This window comes from Cognaticolwellia beringensis, assembly GCF_002076895.1.
GTDB lineage: Bacteria > Pseudomonadota > Gammaproteobacteria > Enterobacterales > Alteromonadaceae > Cognaticolwellia > Cognaticolwellia beringensis.
Genome location: NZ_CP020465.1, coordinates 4,621,754 through 4,641,301 on the forward strand (window position 1 = coordinate 4,621,754; position 19,548 = coordinate 4,641,301).

General features: G+C 36.6%; 19 protein-coding genes, 5 tRNA genes and 1 pseudogene. 5 read left to right on the forward strand and 20 right to left on the reverse strand.

Annotation, left to right across the window (positions count from 1 at the left end; all coding sequences use genetic code 11):
* Positions 1-506 precede the first annotated feature (506 nt).
* Positions 507-800, reverse strand: a complete 294-nt coding sequence (locus B5D82_RS19565; RefSeq protein ID WP_081154157.1) for a HigA family addiction module antitoxin — start codon at positions 798-800, stop codon at positions 507-509.
* Positions 800-1,078 (reverse strand): type II toxin-antitoxin system RelE/ParE family toxin, encoded by a 279-nt coding sequence (locus B5D82_RS19570; protein ID WP_081154159.1) that lies wholly within the window; start codon positions 1,076-1,078, stop codon positions 800-802. Before B5D82_RS19570 ends, B5D82_RS19565 begins: the two co-directional genes overlap by 1 nt.
* Positions 1,079-1,266: 188 nt before the next feature.
* Between B5D82_RS19570 and B5D82_RS19575 the strand changes: the two genes are divergently transcribed.
* Positions 1,267-1,506, forward strand: coding sequence for a type II toxin-antitoxin system ParD family antitoxin (locus B5D82_RS19575; protein WP_081154161.1), 240 nt, complete (start codon positions 1,267-1,269; stop codon positions 1,504-1,506).
* Positions 1,506-1,799, forward strand: coding sequence for a type II toxin-antitoxin system RelE/ParE family toxin (locus B5D82_RS19580; RefSeq protein WP_081154162.1), 294 nt, complete (start codon positions 1,506-1,508; stop codon positions 1,797-1,799). Before B5D82_RS19575 ends, B5D82_RS19580 begins: the two co-directional genes overlap by 1 nt.
* A 106-nt stretch (positions 1,800-1,905) precedes the next feature.
* Here the strand turns inward: B5D82_RS19580 and B5D82_RS19585 are convergent, their stop codons facing one another.
* The 8 genes from B5D82_RS19585 to B5D82_RS19625 form a co-directional block, all read right to left on the reverse strand.
* A complete protein-coding gene (locus B5D82_RS19585) occupies positions 1,906-2,202 on the reverse strand; it encodes a hypothetical protein (protein WP_157673945.1) in 297 nt (98 codons plus the stop codon).
* A gap of 123 nt (positions 2,203-2,325) precedes the next feature.
* Positions 2,326-3,420 carry a hypothetical protein gene (locus B5D82_RS19590; RefSeq protein ID WP_081154165.1) on the reverse strand — a complete coding sequence of 365 codons (1,095 nt, stop codon included), beginning with the start codon at positions 3,418-3,420 and terminating at the stop codon, positions 2,326-2,328.
* 445 nt (positions 3,421-3,865) lie between these two features.
* Positions 3,866-4,168 (reverse strand): hypothetical protein, encoded by a 303-nt coding sequence (locus B5D82_RS19600; RefSeq protein WP_081154169.1) that lies wholly within the window; start codon positions 4,166-4,168, stop codon positions 3,866-3,868.
* Positions 4,169-4,295: 127 nt separating this feature from the next.
* Positions 4,296-4,727, reverse strand: a complete 432-nt coding sequence (locus B5D82_RS19605; protein WP_081154171.1) for a DUF2513 domain-containing protein — start codon at positions 4,725-4,727, stop codon at positions 4,296-4,298.
* 111 nt (positions 4,728-4,838) lie between these two features.
* Positions 4,839-5,150, reverse strand: coding sequence for a hypothetical protein (locus B5D82_RS19610; protein WP_081154173.1), 312 nt, complete (start codon positions 5,148-5,150; stop codon positions 4,839-4,841).
* Between the two features lie 110 nt (positions 5,151-5,260).
* A complete protein-coding gene (locus B5D82_RS19615; protein WP_081154174.1) occupies positions 5,261-5,497 on the reverse strand; it encodes a hypothetical protein in 237 nt (78 codons plus the stop codon).
* 122 nt (positions 5,498-5,619) lie between these two features.
* Positions 5,620-6,084, reverse strand: coding sequence for a hypothetical protein (locus B5D82_RS19620; protein WP_081154176.1), 465 nt, complete (start codon positions 6,082-6,084; stop codon positions 5,620-5,622).
* 107 nt (positions 6,085-6,191) lie between these two features.
* A complete protein-coding gene (locus B5D82_RS19625) occupies positions 6,192-6,608 on the reverse strand; it encodes a hypothetical protein (protein ID WP_081154177.1) in 417 nt (138 codons plus the stop codon).
* Between the two features lie 593 nt (positions 6,609-7,201).
* On the opposite strand from B5D82_RS19625, the pseudogene B5D82_RS19630 reads away from it, so the two are divergent.
* Positions 7,202-8,167 (forward strand): annotated as a pseudogene (locus B5D82_RS19630) (integron integrase).
* A gap of 211 nt (positions 8,168-8,378) precedes the next feature.
* Here the strand turns inward: B5D82_RS19630 and B5D82_RS19635 are convergent.
* The 9 genes from B5D82_RS19635 to B5D82_RS19675 form a co-directional block, all read right to left on the reverse strand.
* Positions 8,379-8,455 (reverse strand) — tRNA-Asp (locus B5D82_RS19635).
* Between the two features lie 50 nt (positions 8,456-8,505).
* Positions 8,506-8,582 (reverse strand) — tRNA-Asp (locus B5D82_RS19640).
* Positions 8,583-8,633: 51 nt separating this feature from the next.
* Positions 8,634-8,710, reverse strand: a tRNA-Asp gene (locus B5D82_RS19645).
* Between the two features lie 51 nt (positions 8,711-8,761).
* Positions 8,762-8,838, reverse strand: a tRNA-Asp gene (locus B5D82_RS19650).
* Between the two features lie 51 nt (positions 8,839-8,889).
* A tRNA-Asp gene (locus tag B5D82_RS19655) sits at positions 8,890-8,966 on the reverse strand.
* Between the two features lie 176 nt (positions 8,967-9,142).
* Complete coding sequence (locus tag B5D82_RS19660) at positions 9,143-10,528, reverse strand: TIGR03503 family protein (RefSeq protein WP_081154179.1); 1,386 nt, start codon at positions 10,526-10,528, stop codon at positions 9,143-9,145.
* Positions 10,516-11,250, reverse strand: a complete 735-nt coding sequence (gene dnaQ / locus B5D82_RS19665; RefSeq protein ID WP_231295739.1) for a DNA polymerase III subunit epsilon — start codon at positions 11,248-11,250, stop codon at positions 10,516-10,518. The genes B5D82_RS19660 and dnaQ overlap by 13 nt, the downstream gene beginning before the upstream one ends.
* Entirely contained in the window at positions 11,243-11,776 is a 534-nt protein-coding gene (locus tag B5D82_RS19670) for a DUF2919 family protein (protein ID WP_081154180.1), read from the reverse strand. The genes dnaQ and B5D82_RS19670 overlap by 8 nt, the downstream gene beginning before the upstream one ends.
* A gap of 6 nt (positions 11,777-11,782) precedes the next feature.
* Positions 11,783-12,547: a DUF599 domain-containing protein gene (locus B5D82_RS19675; protein WP_081154182.1), complete on the reverse strand. Its 765-nt coding sequence runs from the start codon at positions 12,545-12,547 to the stop codon at positions 11,783-11,785.
* 316 nt (positions 12,548-12,863) lie between these two features.
* Here B5D82_RS19675 and B5D82_RS19680 point away from each other — a divergent pair, with 316 nt between their 5' ends.
* On the forward strand, positions 12,864-15,260 hold the full coding sequence (locus B5D82_RS19680; RefSeq protein WP_081154184.1) for a carbohydrate binding family 9 domain-containing protein: 2,397 nt from the start codon (positions 12,864-12,866) through the stop codon (positions 15,258-15,260).
* Between the two features lie 205 nt (positions 15,261-15,465).
* Positions 15,466-17,754, forward strand: coding sequence for a carbohydrate binding family 9 domain-containing protein (locus B5D82_RS19685; protein ID WP_157673946.1), 2,289 nt, complete (start codon positions 15,466-15,468; stop codon positions 17,752-17,754).
* Positions 17,755-18,001: 247 nt separating this feature from the next.
* Here B5D82_RS19685 and B5D82_RS19690 read toward each other — a convergent pair whose 3' ends face one another.
* Positions 18,002-19,345 carry an RDD family protein gene (locus B5D82_RS19690; RefSeq protein ID WP_245807522.1) on the reverse strand — a complete coding sequence of 448 codons (1,344 nt, stop codon included), beginning with the start codon at positions 19,343-19,345 and terminating at the stop codon, positions 18,002-18,004.
* Positions 19,346-19,548: the final 203 nt, after the last annotated feature.

Genomic DNA, 19,548 nt, shown 5'->3' on the forward strand with positions numbered 1-19,548 from the left:
CGCCTAATTAACAGGTAAAAAGTAGTTGGCTAAAATTAGCGACGTAGGAGTAAAAAGCCAACTGTTTTTTGTCCTGCTTGAGTGACTTGTTAGCTTTACACTACGAGTATATTGCCAAGTTTTCCTTGCTGAGTATGTAAGATGAAACTTTATAGTAAACAGAAAACCAGCCTAATACAGCCAGAATAACTGCTAAATTATATTCTTGAAGAATCGGAACATAAAATATCAATGTAATTATTAACGCTAAATATAAAAAAACAGTAGCCCAAAAGAACTTTGAGCTAATAAGTTTCAATCTCACATTACAATTGGGACATTTAAAATAAAATGGGAATGCTGATAAAGAAAAACTGAACACATCTATTTTTTGTTCACAACTAGTACACTTACTCATAAACTTCCTTGTAAAGCTAACGCCCCACTAAGAGGCAAATAATAGTTGGCTATAATCGCGAAGCGATGGCCAACTGTTATTTTTCCGTTTGAGCAACTTGTTATATTTTTTATACCACTGCAAAATTTACTGAGTGGACATTGGTTAAGTTTATTTGTTGCTTAGCATGCCAAAGATCATAATTATCTTGCATTGATAACCAACTCTCAGGAGTTCTTCCTATTGCTTTAGACAAGCGCAGTGCCATTTCGGGAGAGATGGCACTTTGACCTTTAAGAACTCGATTTAAAGTAGATGATGCTACATCTAATTGTTTAGCCAGATAGCGACAGCTAAAACCAGCAGGCTCCAAATAAACATCGTAAATGAACTCCCCTGGGTGCGGTGGATTATGCATAGTCATTAGTGATATTCCTCATAGTTTAGAATGAAAGCATTGCCATCGATAAACTCGAAAGTAATGCGCCAGTTACCGTTTACAGTTATAGACCAAATCCCATCTCTATTACCTTTTAAAGGATGTAATTTAAAACCGGGCAAATTGATATCATCAATTTCTTGAGCGGTATCTATTGCGGCTAGTTGCATACGTAATTTACGTTGATGCTTTGCCTGAATACCTGAGATATTTCCAGTTTGGAAGTACTTCTTGAGGCCTTTGTGTTTAAAAGATTTAATCATGCAACAAGTGTAGCGTGATGCGCATCAGTTATCGATAAAAATATAACGCCCCACTAAGAGGCAAATAATAGTTGGTAAAAATAAGCGACGAAGGAGCAAAAACCAACTGTTATTTGTCCTTTTAAGTGACTTGTTATATTTTTTATACCATAATATATTATATATAGGTACTTAAGAGGCTTTAAATTATGGCTAAAAATACAAGCGTTACACTAGGTGATCATTTTGATCAATTTATAAACCAACAACTTAACACTGGTCGTTATGGCTCAGCAAGTGAAATCGTTAGAGCTGGATTAAGAGCCTTGGAAGATCAAGAAGCTAAGCTTTTAAATTTACGTAATATGTTAATCCAAGGCGAACAAAGCGGTGTTGCCGAGTACAGCTATGAAAGTTTATTGACTGAATTAGATAAAGATAACCATTAATGAATAAGTTTGTATTATCTGCGAAAGCCAAAACAGACTTAATTAAAATAGCTAAATATACCCAAATAACGTGGGGACTTACTCAACGGAATGATTACCTAAAAGTATTAGATAGTACGTTCCATTTATTAACTGGTGATCACGAACTAGGGATTAACTGTGATTATATTAGAGAGGGCTACAGTAAATACCCACAAGCTAGTCATGTTATCTATTACAAAAAGTATAAAAACAGCCAAATATTTATCGTGCGAATATTGCATAAAAGTATGGATGTTAGCTCCGCACTCTAGAAAAATATAACGCCCCATTAAGAGGCGAGTAATAACTTGCTAAAATGTGAAACGAAGTGGAACCGAGCAAGCTGTTACGAGTCCGACTTGAAAACCCTTGTTATGTTTATTTATGCTTACCTTGGTTTATAGTTTTTGTTGCTACTTCTTTATTTACTTTATGGCTTATTTCATCATCATATTTTTGTGAGTTGATACTATCTGCGTGACCCCGCCCAGCTAATGCAGAAAAACCTAATAAGAATAGAACTCCAGAAACAATCGCGAATAAAAAACTCTCAAACAATAGGTCTGTTATAGCTAGAGCATTTGGGTTTGAGCCAGTAGTCTCTTGAATTAAATAACCCAAAAAACCAACAGCAGCGCCAATGTAAAATCCATTTCGTCGTTTTCCTAAGTTCACATGGCTCCCGATAAACATAACGCCTAATTAACAGGCAAAAAGTAGTTGGCTAAAATAGGTGAACGGAGTGAACAAAAAGCCAACTTTTTTTTGTCCTTGTTTAATTTCTTGTTAGCTTTCTATTCAAATACACTCTGAATCAGCTGATATTATTGCGCCGTAGATATTGTGTTCACCTTCTAATACAACTTTTCCTTGTTCAACGAAAGTGACTAACATTTTGCCATTTTCTATGCGATGAATAGAAGGCTTAGCTATATTACCAAAGTCATGTTGAACAACTAATTCTTCATTACCTAACCCACCATTAATATTTATACATTTACGCCACAAGGACAAACCTTTTCCTTCCTGAATAGGGTAAACATAATAAATATCAATATTACCATCAAGCCTTAGAATAGCTTTGGCATCATGAACAGTATCATCCGTTAGGGTAATAGGAGTATATTCACTCCATGTTTGACCATAGTTATTAGAGACTCTAAAGTGTGATTTGGTGATATAAATAGGCTTTCCGTTGGGTTTTTCTTTACTTGAACGGAACGACTTTTGAAAGAGATAAAGTAGCTTTCCATCAGAGAAAGATGAAAGGTGAGGCATAAAGCCAGTATTTCCGATATATCTCGGTGTTTCAAATTTAACACCATCTTTACTGATTGAAAAATACAATTTACAACATTTTTTATCGGTATAAACAAGAGCAACATTGTTATTCTTCATTACAGACCATCGAGCATTACTTGATGATGATAAAGGTACTTCTAATGATATTTTTTCTTGTTCTACGAGAGCAGAATCTTTAAATTTTGCTCTATAAGCAATAGCTTCAGAATTAAATCCATTTGATTCAATAAAATATAGCCAATCAACTCCATCTATTATTACGTGACTTATAGAAGATCGAATCAATGTTTTTTTATTGGGTAAAACAACTTTAGCGGTATCAAAATAAATCTTTTCGTTTAATACGTTTAACTCTGAATAGTGCAAATCTCCTTCATTCATTTCAAATCCTTTCCAAGATTCATAGACTAGAGTACTTGTATCTTTACTTTGAATTAGAGCACTAATATATTGAATTTCTGGCGGGTATTCGATTCGAGAAATACTTTCTTTCTGTAAAGGCAGTTCGTTTGCAGATAACGAAAACATGCCAATCATAAAAGTAATTAAAATGAATAACTGTTTTCTAACAGATTTATGACTGCACTGCATGATGGTTCATCCTTGAAAGCTAACGCCCCAATAAGAGGCTAAAAATTGTTGGCCAAAATCAGCGAGGCACGAGCATGGCCAACTGTTTTTAGTCCTGCTTGATTGCCTTGTTAGTAGTATTTTACTCCGCTCAAGTTTCTTTTTGGGATTTACGTCTTTTAATAAGACCTAAAGATAAAAATACTATAGAAGAAATTAAGAACACGGTTGAGCCGATAACATCCTGCTCGATTACGTTATAAGCCAAACCTATAGCCATAATAAAAGATGCACCGAAATAAGATTTAAATTGAGATGACGAGTTTTTATTCATTAACACTACCCTTTGATTGAATGCAGAAACTTTAATACTACTAACGCCCAAATAATGGGCTAAAAATTGTTGGCTAAAATAAGCGACGCAGGAGCAAAAGCCAACTGTTTTTAGTCCTGATTGATTTGCTTGTTATGTTTTCTTTAACTCTTCAGATAAAACATCTTCCATTGTTGCTTTCTGAGGCAATTGCCTCTCTAGTATGTCGACTAGCTCACCATATTTGGGTGAACCGCCAAGTTGAGGTGACATAATAGTAAGAAAGACTATCAGGAATGCCAAATACGTAAACTTATCACCTGACAGTGCGCCAAAGAGCATTGCTAAAAGAGCACCAACCATTACAGTGAATAAAACAGGTTGTATAAATTTACTTTTGTTTCGTGATTTAATAGCAGCTTTAATAACTGCAACTTCTTTTTGGGTCATATCCATTGCCAAATACTCCTGAAAACATAACGCCTAATTAACAGGCAAAAAGTAGTTGGCTAAAGTGTTGAACGGAGTGAAAACAGCCAACTGTATTTTTTCCGTTTGAAGCGCTTGTTATACAAAGTTCACGCTACTCTGCCAGTAGAACATCCATTCTCTTTTTTAAGAAGTGGTTTAACAACTTTTGACCACCATCAAATATAGTTTTAAATGGCATATCTTTGAATTCGGATTTTAGTTTATCAAAAACTTCTTTATTATTAAGAGTAGCGGCAAAGTCATGTCCTTTTTGGCTGAGCCTCATAGAGACATCAATGATGTATCGGTTACTTTTATTACTGCCTATTCCAAGAGACTCGAGGTTATAACATTCTTGTTTTTCATTTGTTATAAGATCATTATCAATGCAAAGTTGCATATGAAAAATAAACTTCTCATTCAGGTTATCTTCAATACCGACTTCAACACCTGATTCAATGAGATCTTTATAAGTAATATGTGCACTTTCTGATTCTAGAAATGCCGAAAATAGTGATTTGTAAAACTCTAGGTCAATTTTCACCGTAACTCTCCATGTTTGTATAACGCCTAATTAACAGGCAAAAAACTGTTGGTTAAAATAAGCGACGCAGGAGCAAAAACCAACTGTTTTTTGTCCTTGTTTAATTTCTTGTTAGGTTAACAGTTGTACACCCAAGCCAATAGAACTAATTACTATGCCGCTTAATGTTAAATATTGCTGTGTTTCGGCTTTGACCAATATCGGCGATTGAATATCTGTTAAAGCAGATTTAAAAGGTATAAAAAATATTTTAGGAATTAAACCAGCACCAAATAAAGTTATTGCTACACCTGTTGAAATAGCTAAATTACTCAAGTTAGTTTGAGAATTGAAAAAGCTATACCAACCAGTTCCAAGAAACAAAAAACTAGCTCCCCAACAAAAAACGACAACTAACTTTTCTTTTAATAGTAAATTACCCACCGAACTCTCCTTGTTAACCTAACGCCCAAATAATGGGCAAATAAATAGTTGGCTATACTGTGCGAGGCACGAGTGCGGCCAACTGTTTTTTGTCCTGATTGATTTGCTTGTTATGTGTTTACTGCACTACTAGCATTTATATCGATTAGAACGCGCTGTATAAAATGCGCGCATGCTCCAATAGTAAAAATTGGAGCAATATAGAACAATAAATAATTTAATTGATTATCACCTGAAAAAAATGAGATTAGTTGTATAAATATAATTGGTATAAATACTAAAAAAATAGCAAAACCCGTGTGTTTTTTAACAATACGCTTTATTTCACTATCCGTGATTAAGTTCATAGGTACATCCTTTTAAAAATTGCGTAGATGAGTTATATGCCTAACATCAAAAACACATAACGCCCAAATAATGGGCTAAAAATAGTGGGCTAAAATGGAGCGAAGCGAACAGCCCGCTGTTTTTAGTCCTGATTAATTTGCTTGTTAGGTACCGTTACTACTTGATTAGACGCTATATAATATAAACCAACCGCAGCAACATTTAAACCTAGCCCCCACGATTGACCATTAAATATACTAAAACTAAAGTCACTACCCATGTTGTATAGAAAATTAAAACCACCCGAATGAAATAGACCTGATAAAGAGAAACCAGCAGCAATTTTATACACTAATATTGGTGAGGAAACCCAAGGTATTTGGAGTAAAAAGGTAATTTTAAGATGTTTATTCTTTTCATTATTTGATGCGAAAAGCAAGCCTGCATAGATAAAGTAGCCAAACAAGGTTAAAGCAGATCCAAAAATCAAAAAATGCCCTAGCGTGAAGTAGGAAACTTTTAACAACTCCCCAAGTACAATAGAGACTCCCATGAAGCCTCCGCCAATGCTTGCAATTATTAATAATGCTTCCAGTTTTCGATTCATCCGTGAGGTACCTAACGCCGCAATAAACGGCTAAGTAATAGTTGGCTAAAATGTGAAGCGAAGCGGAACCGAGCCAACTGTTACGTGTCCGTTATTTAATTGCCTTGTTAGGTGCTTTTTACGTACTTATCCAATATAGCGAAAAGCTCTTCTGAGTTTTCGATATGAACAGGTATGTATATTTCACCTTTCTTACCTGCGTCTACTACGACTACAGGCATCCCATTGCTATTGAATGGAAAAGCCTTTTCAATATCGCTTAAATTAAATTGTCTTTTAAATAACCAATAATTTCTACCGCTAATAACATCATCATTAATAGTGACATGTGCACATTTTAATAAAGCACTAATAACATAGGCAAAAGTTAGGCTAAATAAGTAAATTAATACGAAAGCTATAGGTACTTGAACAAGCTTAATATGTTCGAAAGTAATACTTACACTGAAGCCCGTTGAAACAAACCTAATAAGCATTAATGCTATGAACCCAAATGCCAAAATATAAAAAAGTTGGCGTGTCATATGCTTTGCCAACTCTCTCCATTTCACCTTGTAAATTACCAACGAACTCTCCATAGCACCTAACGCCCAAATAACAGGCTAAAAATAGTGGGCTAAAATGGAGCGAAGCGAACAGCCCGCTGTTTTTAGTCCTTGTTGATTTGCTTGTTAGTTGCTGATGCTCCGAACTTTTTTAAGACACGATACCATCAACAACCACGGAAAAAGATAACACTACATTGAGCTACAATACATGAAAGTGAGAACGCTGAAAAATAGCGGTAAAACCTAGACACTTCCTGTGATTGATAACTACTAACTTAAATGCTGATAAAAACCTGTAACCACGCCTTTAAAAAGCACCTAAATTGTCTAGCAAACTAACAGCTTATTAGACGGATAATCCCCCACTTTCCACAAGTAAAGTTTCCATCTAATGAATATTTATTCAAATCAATATACATAACTTAATATTATTATTCAATACGTTATTGTTAGGCACTGAATAAATCGATGTAGAAAGTCAGGTTTAATCTGCCTTTCTACAATAAAGTGGGAAATACAGCTATACTGTACAAATAAACAGTGTATATTTTAATTATTAAGGAATAATGATGAAATCTGAATTTCTCTCGCACATTAAAGAAACAATGTGGACCAGACGCTATGCTAAACGTACTATTGAGTCATATTTGTATTGGATTAAAGCTTACATAATTTTTATTGGCAAAATTCACCCTAAAGATTGCCATGATAAGGAAGTTGAAAGATTTTTAAGTTACCTTTCAAATAATTTAAATCTTGCGCCAAAATCTCAAGCACTAGCATTAAACTCTGTTAACTACTTGTATAAGCATATTTTGAGTAAACCGCTTAGCCTTGATTTGCGCTTTAATAAATCTAGGGTAAACCCAAAACTACCCACTGTATTAACCACCCTAGAAGTAAAATCACTTTTATCGACTATAAATATAAATCACCTTTTACTTTGCCAATTAATGTATGGCAGTGGCTTGAGATTAATGGAGGCTGTGCGCTTAAGGGTACAAGATATAAATTTTGACTATCACTGTATCGAGGTATGGAACGGCAAAGGCGGTAAACACAGAACGGTTACCTTAGCAACTGAACTGACTACGGCACTCAAAGAGCAAATATCGCTGGTAAAGTCTTACTATGTATTAGATATAAGGAATGATGATTACTCTGGCGTATAGTTGCCTTTTGCTTTAGCAAGAAAATATCCAAGTGCTGCGAACACATTGAATTGGCATTATTTATTCCCTTCTAGTCGATTATCTTTAGACCCTGAAGTCAATAAGTTAAGGCGACATCATATAAATGAAACAGTGATTCAAAAGGCAGTAAAAACAGCTTCAAAGAAATCAAATATAAATAAAAACGTGACTTGCCATACTTTACGGCACTCATTTGCAACGCATTTACTTCAAAGAGGTGCCGACATTCGAACGGTACAAGAACAATTGGGACATAGTGACATTAGAACAACGCAAATATATACCCATGTGATAGAACGCGGTGCAAATGGTGTTACAAGCCCTTTATCAACTTTAATATAAGTTAAATAAGCGGTGATATTTTTAAGAAAAAATTTAGGTAAGCAATAATTAAACTGTAGTTAAACGGCTTAAGATTTTTTAGATTATTAAATTTTATTTAGAGGTGTTTTCTTTGGTGTTTTCTTTGGGATTTTCTTTAGGTATTTCTTTGGAATTTTTTTAGGTAATTACATGAGATTTTAAGTTGTCACTGATAAAAATTCAAATAAATTGGCGGAGTGGACGGGACTCGAACCCGCGACCCCCGGCGTGACAGGCCGGTATTCTAACCAACTGAACTACCACTCCGCGTATTTATTTCTGTAAATTTTGAAAGGATTTACAACCTTTGAAACAATTGGCGGAGTGGACGGGACTCGAACCCGCGACCCCCGGCGTGACAGGCCGGTATTCTAACCAACTGAACTACCACTCCACACATCTTGCTTCTGTAAATTTTGAAAGGACTTACAACCTTTGAAACAATTGGCGGAGTGGACGGGACTCGAACCCGCGACCCCCGGCGTGACAGGCCGGTATTCTAACCAACTGAACTACCACTCCACACATCTTGCTTCTGTAAATTTTGAAAGGACTTACAACCTTTGAAACAATTGGCGGAGTGGACGGGACTCGAACCCGCGACCCCCGGCGTGACAGGCCGGTATTCTAACCAACTGAACTACCACTCCACACATCTTGCTTCTGTAAATTTTGAAAGGACTTACAACCTTTGGATTAATTGGCGGAGTGGACGGGACTCGAACCCGCGACCCCCGGCGTGACAGGCCGGTATTCTAACCAACTGAACTACCACTCCACACATTAATCGCTGCTTTCAACAACAACTCGTTGAATGCGGCGGGAATAATACGGTTAAGATTCGATGCCGTCAACCAGTTTTTTTCATTCATTTGTTTATATGCCTAATTGATGAACAATCAGACGTTTTTAACAGCAAAACTGGCAAATAAATAACATTACTTGATATTATTTTTACTTTTTACGACGTATAAAAATAAACATAAGCGCTGCGATTACGATCACTAGAGTGTTTCCGCCAACAATATACCAAAGTGTTTCTTGTTGTTTGTCGGCAATTTTAGCTTCTTGCGCTGCTTTTGATTTTGCTAATGCTTGTGCGAGCTTTTCAGCTTCTTCAGCGGCATTAGCTATTGATCGAGCCTTTTTTTGCTCAGCAGTTAAATTATTATCGCCATTAAGTTTTGATATAGCTGTTCCTTCTGAACGCTCTACATTAAAAGTAAACTCAGGCAAAATAGCGCGAAACTCTCTGCCATTTATTGTATCGCCAAACACACCTATTTTTATACGATGCACTCCAGGTTCAGTGAAGGCTATTTTATAAGTACGTTTTAAGCCTTGCTCCTGAGTAACCGTAAAAGGTTCAACCTGTCGGTCTGGAAAGGTAATTTTCCCCTGAATTAAAATACTATCTGCTTTGACAAAGCTGTCATCAATGGTAAATGTAGCAATATGAGCACCATTTTCATCTTCGGTGGTTGCTACTGCTATGCTTATAGGGTTTTTCTGCACTACAATCGGCTTTTGCCTTAGCTCTCTTGTGGCCATTGGCATTCTAACAATGTATATAGGCTCCCACTCGCCAGGTGCAAAGTCTAATTCAAACTCGCCGGTAAATAAGCTGTCACTTGCGTGTTCGTCTAGGTCTCTGCCGTCATCACGAAATGACGCAAGTTTAACCGGCTCTGCGCCAAAGTTGTCATAGGCAGAGTTATTGGTACTAAAAAAGTCAACATCGAGTGTTAAAACGTTTTTGAATGAGGGATTGTCAATGGCCATTTCACCATTGAATAAACGCCCCGACATTTTCAGTGTTTCGCCTTGTAATATGATTTCAGGTAACGGGGTTACTTCAAGTCTAATTTCTGATACCACCATAATTTTACTATTCGGTTGCACCTCTCCTATGACTTGCCATGGGCCGATCATGGGTGATTTAATTTTAACCATATCAAACGTGCTGTCATCAAACCATTGCACTTTATCTTCAGGATAATTGTTAATGTTTAATTTAGACCCATCGGGTCTAACAAGAATAATGGGTTGAGCGCCACTGCGATGGTAAAATAATAAGGTGACTTCATCGAGTTGCTCGTCAATACGAAAGCGGTTGTCAAAATATGGGATTTGGTTGGTAACATTGTCGTCGACGTAATATTCAATTTCAGCCGGCATTTGCTGTGCATGCGCGCTTAGGCTAAATGTTAACGCGATTAATGCTTTAGGGAGAAGGTTTTTAAATAGCATTCTAGGGCAATACAAACTGCTGTTAAGTTTTGTGGTTTTTATTGTGCTTATTTCAACCCTATCTATTTCAACCCTATCTATTTCAACCATAGTGGCGAAGCCCCTTTGTCATTAACAATTGCTAAACGGTTTTCGTGCTCTGTTAGTTCATCGGCAGTAGCAGCCAAAACCTTTAATTTAGGGCGGTCATTAGTCACTCGACGAATCGCGTTTGCATCACTACCTTGTCCTTCACCTTGATTTAAATTAAAAGTTGCTTGTTTACGGGTCATTTCAATGTAAACAAATGCCAATAACTGTGCATCGATTAATGCACCGTGATAAGTACGGTCAATTAATTTATCAACCTTATAAAAGCGGGCTAAATAATCTAAGGTTTTCGGTGAGCCAAACTCGTCTTTTGAGACTTTCAAAGTATCGGTGACACTACAAATGTCAGCAGTTTTAGGCATACCAGGCATCATTGCAAATTCATGATCCATAAAACCAACATCGAACTTGGCATTATGAATGACTAAACGAGCGCCTTTGATAAAGTCTACAAATTCATGACCTATTTGTTCAAACCTGGGTTTGTCGCGTAAATAGTCGTCGGTTAAGCCATGAATATTGATAACTTCTTGGTCCATTACCATCTGCATGCCGTGCGCCATTGGCTTAACATACACATGATAACTTCTACCTGTTAACTGACGGTTGATCATTTCAACACAACCAATTTCAACAATACGATGCCCTTCACGAGGATTAATACCTGTGGTTTCAGTATCCAGAATGATCAGTCGTTCGTCTTGTGTGTTTTCTTCAATCAATTTCTAACCCTTTAGTTTTTCGATGTTTACGAGTGTTATTTTCAGGTAAAGCTTCAGGAAACTCTGCAATGTTAATGGTAAATCTTTTACTACTTAAAATATAGGTAACAGCGGATATTACCACTAAACAATGCATCAGTATCCAGGCTAATGACTGTAACTGCCATACAAAATAACCTAACACGCCAATCGTCAAATCAAATATTAACGCTAAAATAAGTAAAAATTTACACTTTTGCCAGCAAGTTCGAACCCAAGTTTGCGCTTTAGGTCGCCGTAAACTTAAAATAAGCACAATAAATAAGCCGATAACACCCGAAGCTAAGTTCAAATAAAACAGCGCAGTCTGTGGGTATACCCATTGAACGAAACCCACGTTATCACGCATATTGGTTACCGACATTATCCAAATAATGTAGGCGCGCAATACAAACAATAAAATGACATATATACCGGGTGCTAATTTTAAACAGTCAAAATTATCAAAGTGTTTTGGCAAATAGTTAGCGTAATATTTGGCTGACATAAGCGTTTATTTATCGCTAACGTTTTGATTAATTTTTTCGGCGATAGTACTTTTTGAATGCCTTAATGCAAATTCATGATCTAAATACTGTTGCCCCAGTGTTATTGCTTTTACCGCTTTTGAGCGAAATTCTCGATTGTACAAGGTATAAACCACAAATAAGCTGGCCAATATAAAAGTCACCGGATGAAAAAACCAACATAACGCCGCAATAGAGAAATAGTAAGAACGCAGTCCATAATTAAAAGCATGAGCAGCTTGATCTTGCACTATGGCCATTTGTTCAGCGTATTTATTTAGATTTTCATTCTCACCGCTGTCATCGAATGGACACGCGCCGATCATGACATTAACAAAGCCATATTGTCTTAACGACCAAGTAAAATGTAAAAATGCCATCACAAAAATAAGTGCCAGTAAACTCAGCTTTAATTGCACCATGGCATGGTTCGGCGCTTCGGTATAAGGGATTGAGCCGATAACTGACTCAAGTCTATCAACTTGAGCAAATAACGTTAAAACACCGGCCAATATTAACAAGGTTGACGAGGCAAAAAAGGCAATATTGCGCTCTAAGTTTGCAAGCAGTGCCGCTTCCCCAACGCGAATGTCGCGACCAATAACTTCATACATCCAATGAATGCGATGCTGATGCAAGCATCTTGCAACACAATTAGTTGTTTTTGCTTTTTTACGTGCAAAGCCAGTGTATCCAGCCCAACAAATAAAAAAACAGCTTAACGCGATCACATCAAGTAGATAAATTGGCATAGTATTTATAAGGTCTTATCGTTGTTACTAAAGATAAAGTTATTATGCTCCAGAATTTTTTAAGATTCGAGGTATTATTCATGAATTATTTATAACGTTTTATAATACTAATTAAAATAATGTCAGTTGAAATAAGACTTTAGCCACTGAGTAATTTAAGGTGGCAAAACGCTTTAATTTTAACAATAAATGCCAAATTTCGTATTTTAACGCGCAAAACCGTCTAACTGCCGATTTTATTTTGACACCTTGCACTGTCTTATTCAGCATACCAGCCCATTTGTAAATTTATGTAACTCGTGATCGCGGAGCTTCAATGTATTTCCCAATAAAGCCAATAATATTGTCTTTGACTTTGATTTTACTATTAATGCCACCGTTAGTGTTTTCAGCGACGCTCCAAATCTCAACTAAAATAAATAATGAAATTATCGAGATACCAAAAATTTCAGGTGAAATGGTTATCGATGCTTCACTAAATGAGCCACAATGGCAGTCGGCCAAAAAAGTCTTCATTAATAATGTTACTCGTCCCCACGACAATATTCCTAGCCCAGTGCATACCGAAGCCCTGTTGATGGAAAGTGAAGGCTATTTCTATTTAGCGTTTATCGCCAAAGACCCCGATATTGAGTCGATTAGAGCTTTTTTAAAAGATAGAGATAAATCGTGGGGTGATGATTTAGTGGGTATTAAAATAGATACATACAACGATCAACGCAGCGCCTATCGTTTTTTAGTTAATCCGTTAGGCGTGCAAATAGACGGTATTGAAAGTGAAATAACTCAAAAAGAAAGCGATGCTTGGGATGGTATTTGGGAAAGTGCAGGTAAAATTGTTCCCGATGGTTTTATTGTTGAAATGGCCCTTCCACTCAGAATGTTGAATTTTCAAGAAAGTGCAGGCAAGCAAGTTTGGGGATTAGAACTCCTTAGATATTATCCCCGCGATGAAAATTTACGCTTATCGAATATTCATTTAGACCGTGGTAATAGTTGTGAAATTTGTCAAATTGCAACGGCTTCAGGTTTTGAAGGCGCAAAACAAGGCAGTAATTTTACGGTGACACCTTCTGTCGTATTGGGCGCAACGCAAGATCGTGATGATAATAACGAATGGCAAGATAACCATAATACCGAAGCTAGCTTAGACCTTCGCTGGGGCATAACGCCAGACTGGCTGTTAAATGCAACCATAAACCCTGATTTCTCGACCGTTGAAGCCGATAATGCACAACTCAATATTAATAACACTTTTGCCTTATTTAATCGGGAAAAAAGGCCGTTTTTTCTCGATAATCAAGACTATTTTGATAGCGATTATAATGTAGTTTATACCCGTAATATTAATGCCCCTAATTATGGAGCTAAATTAACTGGCCGTGAAAACAATCACGCTTTTGGTTTATTTATTACTGATGACCAAAACACCAATATACTGATACCCGGTAATCGCTCTTCTTCAGTCGCTTTAATCGATGGTGAGTCAAAAGCGGCAGCATTGCGTTATCGTTACAGTGTTAATAATGACATTACACTAGGCTGGATAAGTACCCTGCGCACAGCAGAAGATTATTCAAATAATGTTAATGGTATAGATGCTCGGTTTCGTTTAACCACCGAGGACGTTGTTAAATTTCAAACGCTGTTTTCATCAACAGAATATCCCGATGATTTATTTAAACAATTTTGTAATGTCGATGAAGAAGAAGCACAAGCAAGCTGTGCAACCCCTGAGAGTAATGATGACTGTGAATTTGGCGACTGCATTTATAACGAAAATGTATTACGTACATTAAAAGAAGATAGTTTTAGCGGCAATGCTTTTAAAGCGGGTTATTACCACAACGACAGTGATTGGTATTACCGGGTGATTTATGAGCGACAAAATGCTGGCTTTCGTGGCGATCTTGGTTTTATGTCGCGTGTAGATCACAATAGATTTTCTATCGGTGGTGATCGAAAATGGTATGCAGAACCAGGTAACTGGTGGAGTCAATTTAAAATTTATTCCGACTGGGACATAACCCACAATGATGATAATGAACTGATTGAAAAAGAGTTTGATATTAACGCACAACTCAACGCCCGTTATAGTTCGTACTTTAAGCTAGGCTTCACTCATCGTGAAAGTGTTGGTAGCCGACTTGATAAAAGTAACCTATTTATTGACAATAACACGACACTTTTTACCGAAAACCAGTTTTTCTTATTTGCAGAGACTAAACCTTTATTAGGTTTTTATCTCAACGCTAATTTAACTTGGGGTGACAAAATTGATTATCGCAATAACCGGTTAGGCAAAATAAGCCGAGTCAGCAGTAATATTAATTGGAATATTAACAAACACCTCGAAATAAAACTAAACCAGACTTTTAGCCAATTAAATGCCGATGGTGAAAACGTATTTATAGCGCGATTAACAGATTTACGCACCACCTATCAATTTAACGTTCAAAGCTTTCTTCGACTGAGTTTCATTTTAAATAACACCAGTCGAAACCCTGCTAACTATTTATATAGCGCACCAGAGGATGTAAGTCGGCATAGCAAAAACTTATCAACAGAACTGCTATATGCTTATAAAATAAACCCTCAAACGGTATTTTACTTCGGCTATTCTGATAGACATTACAGCGATGAAACCATTCGAGATTTACTACAAGAACAGCGTAGCTTATTCATGAAGTTTAGCTATGCATGGCTTAAGTAGAGCCAAACAGTACAAGCTGTATAGAGCGTAACAGCCTATTTTAATTGCTAAAAAACCACCATTAAAGGTGGTTTTTTTATACCAAAACTGAACTATATATTGCCATTTGTTAGCAAATTTGTAACAATTTATTAAAAGGAATTACATTAACGTAGAACAAGTTACGTTGAAAAATTAAAATAATAAAAATATTGGAGTGGTAAATTTGAAGTTCATTAAACGCGGCATATCTGTACTCGCCTGCGCATTAATACTAGGTATACAGCCGAGTTATGCAGAAAAAAGCACCGTAAAATCAACACAATTAAACATTCCTCATACTGATCTTGAGCTAAATGTTGATGGTGAATTAAATGAAACCCTATGGCTGCAAGCACTCGATATATCACTCAATATCGTTAATAGCCCCTGGAATAACAAACCAAGCCCTGTTTCAACCAAGGCAAAAATCATTGAAAACGGCGAATTTATCTATGTTTCGTTTATCGCACAAGACCCTAACCCTGAATTAATTCAAGGGTTTTTAGGTGACCGCGATACCCGCTGGCGCGATGATCTCGTTGGTTTTAAGTTAGACACATACAATAATCGTCGTTTAAGTTACCAATTCTTTGTTAACCCTTATGGTGTTCAGCACGACCAAATTGAAAATGAAATGACGAGAACCACAGATGCTGCATGGGATGGCATTTGGGAGTCTGCTGGGGTGGTAACCACCGAAGGCTATCAAGTTGAGATAGCTATTCCGTATCATATTTTAAATTTTGACGACAATGATGACGTTAAAACTTGGGCGATTGAATTAATCCGCTTATATCCGCGTGATTCTCATTTACGTATATCTCACATAGCGCTCGATCGCGACGACTCTTGTTGGTTATGTCAAATTCCAGAAATTACCGGATTTAAAGAAGCTAAAGCCAGTAAGAACCTGATGTTGACACCAACGTTAGTTGCTAGCAGGAATGAAAACCGCGAAATATTTACACCTACGACCGATTGGCAAAGTGAAAACGATATAGATGCAGGTTTAGACTTACGTTGGGGCATTAACGCTAATACATTATTGAATGTTACCGTAAATCCGGACTTTTCAAATGTAGAATCAGACGCCGGCCAATTGAGTGTAAATAAAACCTTTTCATTATTTTATGATGAAAAACGTCAGTTTTTTGTTGAAAACTCAGAGTACTTTTCCAGCGACTTTGACCTAGTATATACACGTAATATTGCCGATCCAGAGTATGGCGCTAAGCTAACAGGCACCGAAGGAAAACACAGCTATGGTGCGTTCATGACCAATGATACGCAAACCAATATTATTCTGCCGGGTAATACTAACTCGCGATTAATTTCCATAGACAGCGCCAGTGAATCTGGTGCAATTAAATATCGTTATGATGTTAACGAAGATTTATCCGTTGGTGTTATTAGCACTTTACGCCAAACCGATGATTATCATAACTTCGTTTCAGGCATTGACTCAAAGTATCGTTTGAATGACTCTAACTCACTTCAAGCACAAATTCTGTTGGCCGATACCAAAGACGCCGCTGAATTTAGCCAAAGTGGCCAAGAAGAAAACTTTAACGACCATGCCTTTAAAATAAAATATAAACATGACTCAGAATATTGGCAAGTATTTGCCGAACACCAAGAAATAGGCGCAAAATTTCGTGCCGACTTAGGCTTTATGCCCCGTGCTGATTATCAAAAAAGTAACGTACTGGTGAATCATTTTATCTATGGCGAGCCTGACAGTACTTGGCAAGAAATTAAAATTGCGGGCCAATGGCAAATATTACACAACGAAAAAGGTGAGCTGTTAGAGCGCTCTGTTGCTACTAATTTTAGTATTGATGGTCCAAAACTCTCATTTTTTGATGTGATGCTAGTTTCCGCTGATAAAGTAGGTTTACGCCGCCATGAATTAAACTTTAACCTACCTATTGATAACAGCATTGACGGTAACACCGATCGTTTCCAAGAAAACCAAGCCGTTTTTTATGCAACCGCTCAGCCTACAGCACAATTTTCGACTGAATTTGAACTAACCATTGGTGATAAAATAGATTATGAAAACAATAGATTAGGCGATTACATCGCGATTTTTGGTAATGTAAAATATAACGTTAATAAACATTTAGAGTTTGAATTTTCACATACTTATAGTGATTTAGAAGCTGAAAATGCCAATGTATTCACAGAAAACTTAACAGAATTACGTATTTCTTATCAATTTAATGTAAATAGCTATTTAAAGTTTAACGTGGTTTATACTGATATAGACTTTAATCTAGATAATAACGCTAGCGCCTATACAGCAAAGGATAATAATTTATCAACACAGCTAATTTATGCCTATAAGATTAACCCTCAAACTGTGTTCTACTTGGGTTATTCAGATAACAGTTATCAAGATGATAGATTAAAAAGTATTTCGCGCGAACAGCGTACAATTTACAGTAAAATTAGTTATGCGTGGTTGCCATAAACCTGCAGATAAGCTTTGTAATAAGCGCTTTCATAGAAAATCAACGATTGATAAACGTTAACGACGGATTCAATAACCAATAGCTAAATGTTATTGGTTATTTTTTATTGGTTACTGGACTGGTTACTGAATCATATGCAAAGCTTATGTTTATTCGCTAAGGGTACTCTATCTTGCTGCCCTTCTGCTTTAAGCTATGGTGATTTGATAAAGCATTTACCACAATTTTATTAATAGTTTATAGTAATTAAGCTGGCCCATTCGCGGGCTTGTTTACTTTTTTCTTATTAGTTTTTCTGTCAAAACCTTTATCATTAACGACAATTGTAGATGAAATTTTATCTTGAATAGCTTGTCGGTTAGGATCCCAAAATATTTGAGCAAAACCTAGTAAGCCGGTAGCAATACCAGCGCCATAACCACCATAACGGCCAAAACTATCCCAAATGGATAAGGGTGTCCCATCAAGCTGAACAACCCGAATGTTTAAAAGCCTTTTCCCTGGTGTTTGACCGTACCAAAGTGCAGTAAACATAGTAAAATAGAATGCCGCCCAACCGAAGCCTAGCCCAAGGTCCTCGACTAAACCTTGAAGCCAAGCAAAGCCTTTATATACAGCTGGATTCGGTAGTTCAACATCGGCAGGATTAGGTAGTTCAACATCTGCAGGTTCAGCTTTATCCTCCTCATTCAGCGCAGTTAAGTTATCTATTTTAGTTTCAATTTTTTTGCTAATGGCTTTAGCTTTCTCAACAGTGGTAGGCATATTATTTTCATCAATTGTTGACGTAGCATTTTGCTGTTGGGACTCGTTATTCTCATGTAACTTTTGTAGATGCCCGCTTAATTGTGTCATTTTTTTCGGTGTTAAGCGGCTATTACTAGCAATATTATCAATTAAGTATGTGTTAAATTTTTTCATGCCTGCCGATGATGTAGTTTGCTCTGCATAAGCTGAGGATAAACCTTCACTCAACTCCTGCCAGCATGAATATTGCTCACATTCGCTATGCGAAATAGCAACGCTAGCAGCTAAGGTAAGCGTGGCTTTGATAAAGTCATTATTTTCTTTTTCTGTCGTGCCTTGTTTGTTGCTTTGGTTGCTTTTATTACCCGACACAGAGTCTTGATTCTGCCCTGCCTGCTCAACGCGATTATTAAAAGTATCCAAGTGAGTGAAAAATTTTGGCAAAAAATCGATTAAGATAACGAAAACAATAAGCGCGGCAAAAATACGTAAAGCGGTTTCTTTTAAACCACTTATGTTACCTAATTTTTTAGCGCGTTTTTTACTACCAATGTTAAATAATGTTATCGCCACCAATACAGCTAATAATTCACCTGGTGCGCCACTTAACAGCGCCACTAAAACCAAATCGACTGATAATGCCATAGCGCGTTGCCATGGAACGGCTAATGATATACCAAATAGAGATTTATCTATTTTAAAAGCAAAGGGGGTTAGTATTTCGCGGGTTTCTTTACCTGATAGCTTTTCAGCTTTAGCCTTGATTTTCGCCATTTTTGAAATATCTTCATGACTATTTTTTGCATTGCTATTATCAGAGCTTGTATCAATGTTATCTGTCACTATTATTCCATTACGGTTAGGGTGCTATTATTTAGCTATTAGTCATTTAAAATAAAGCTAACAATATCAATAATCTGATTATACATTATTCTCTTTAAACAGCGATAAAGCTAGTGTAAGACGGTTTTCTATCATTCATTAAATACGCCTTTAAGACTCATTAGTTGGGTATCTATTCCTTTTTTGCATATAAGATACCGAAA

Bases quoted from the DNA above. Each gene is read 5' to 3' on its own strand.
- B5D82_RS19670 (WP_081154180.1), bottom strand. From the start codon at position 11,776: ATGTCAGCCAAATATTACGCTAACTATTTGCCAAAACACTTTGATAAT.
- B5D82_RS19675 (WP_081154182.1), bottom strand. From the start codon at position 12,547: ATGCCAATTTATCTACTTGATGTGATCGCGTTAAGCTGTTTTTTTATT.
- B5D82_RS19620 (WP_081154176.1), bottom strand. From the start codon at position 6,084: ATGAATCGAAAACTGGAAGCATTATTAATAATTGCAAGCATTGGCGGA.
- B5D82_RS19570 (WP_081154159.1), bottom strand. From the start codon at position 1,078: ATGATTAAATCTTTTAAACACAAAGGCCTCAAGAAGTACTTCCAAACT.
- B5D82_RS19580 (WP_081154162.1), top strand. From the start codon at position 1,506: ATGAATAAGTTTGTATTATCTGCGAAAGCCAAAACAGACTTAATTAAA.
- B5D82_RS19615 (WP_081154174.1), bottom strand. From the start codon at position 5,497: ATGAACTTAATCACGGATAGTGAAATAAAGCGTATTGTTAAAAAACAC.
- B5D82_RS19660 (WP_081154179.1), bottom strand. From the start codon at position 10,528: ATGGTTGAAATAGATAGGGTTGAAATAGATAGGGTTGAAATAAGCACA.
- B5D82_RS19590 (WP_081154165.1), bottom strand. From the start codon at position 3,420: ATGCAGTGCAGTCATAAATCTGTTAGAAAACAGTTATTCATTTTAATT.
- B5D82_RS19575 (WP_081154161.1), top strand. From the start codon at position 1,267: ATGGCTAAAAATACAAGCGTTACACTAGGTGATCATTTTGATCAATTT.
- B5D82_RS19565 (WP_081154157.1), bottom strand. From the start codon at position 800: ATGACTATGCATAATCCACCGCACCCAGGGGAGTTCATTTACGATGTT.
- B5D82_RS19600 (WP_081154169.1), bottom strand. From the start codon at position 4,168: ATGGATATGACCCAAAAAGAAGTTGCAGTTATTAAAGCTGCTATTAAA.
- B5D82_RS19680 (WP_081154184.1), top strand. From the start codon at position 12,864: ATGTATTTCCCAATAAAGCCAATAATATTGTCTTTGACTTTGATTTTA.
- B5D82_RS19625 (WP_081154177.1), bottom strand. From the start codon at position 6,608: ATGACACGCCAACTTTTTTATATTTTGGCATTTGGGTTCATAGCATTA.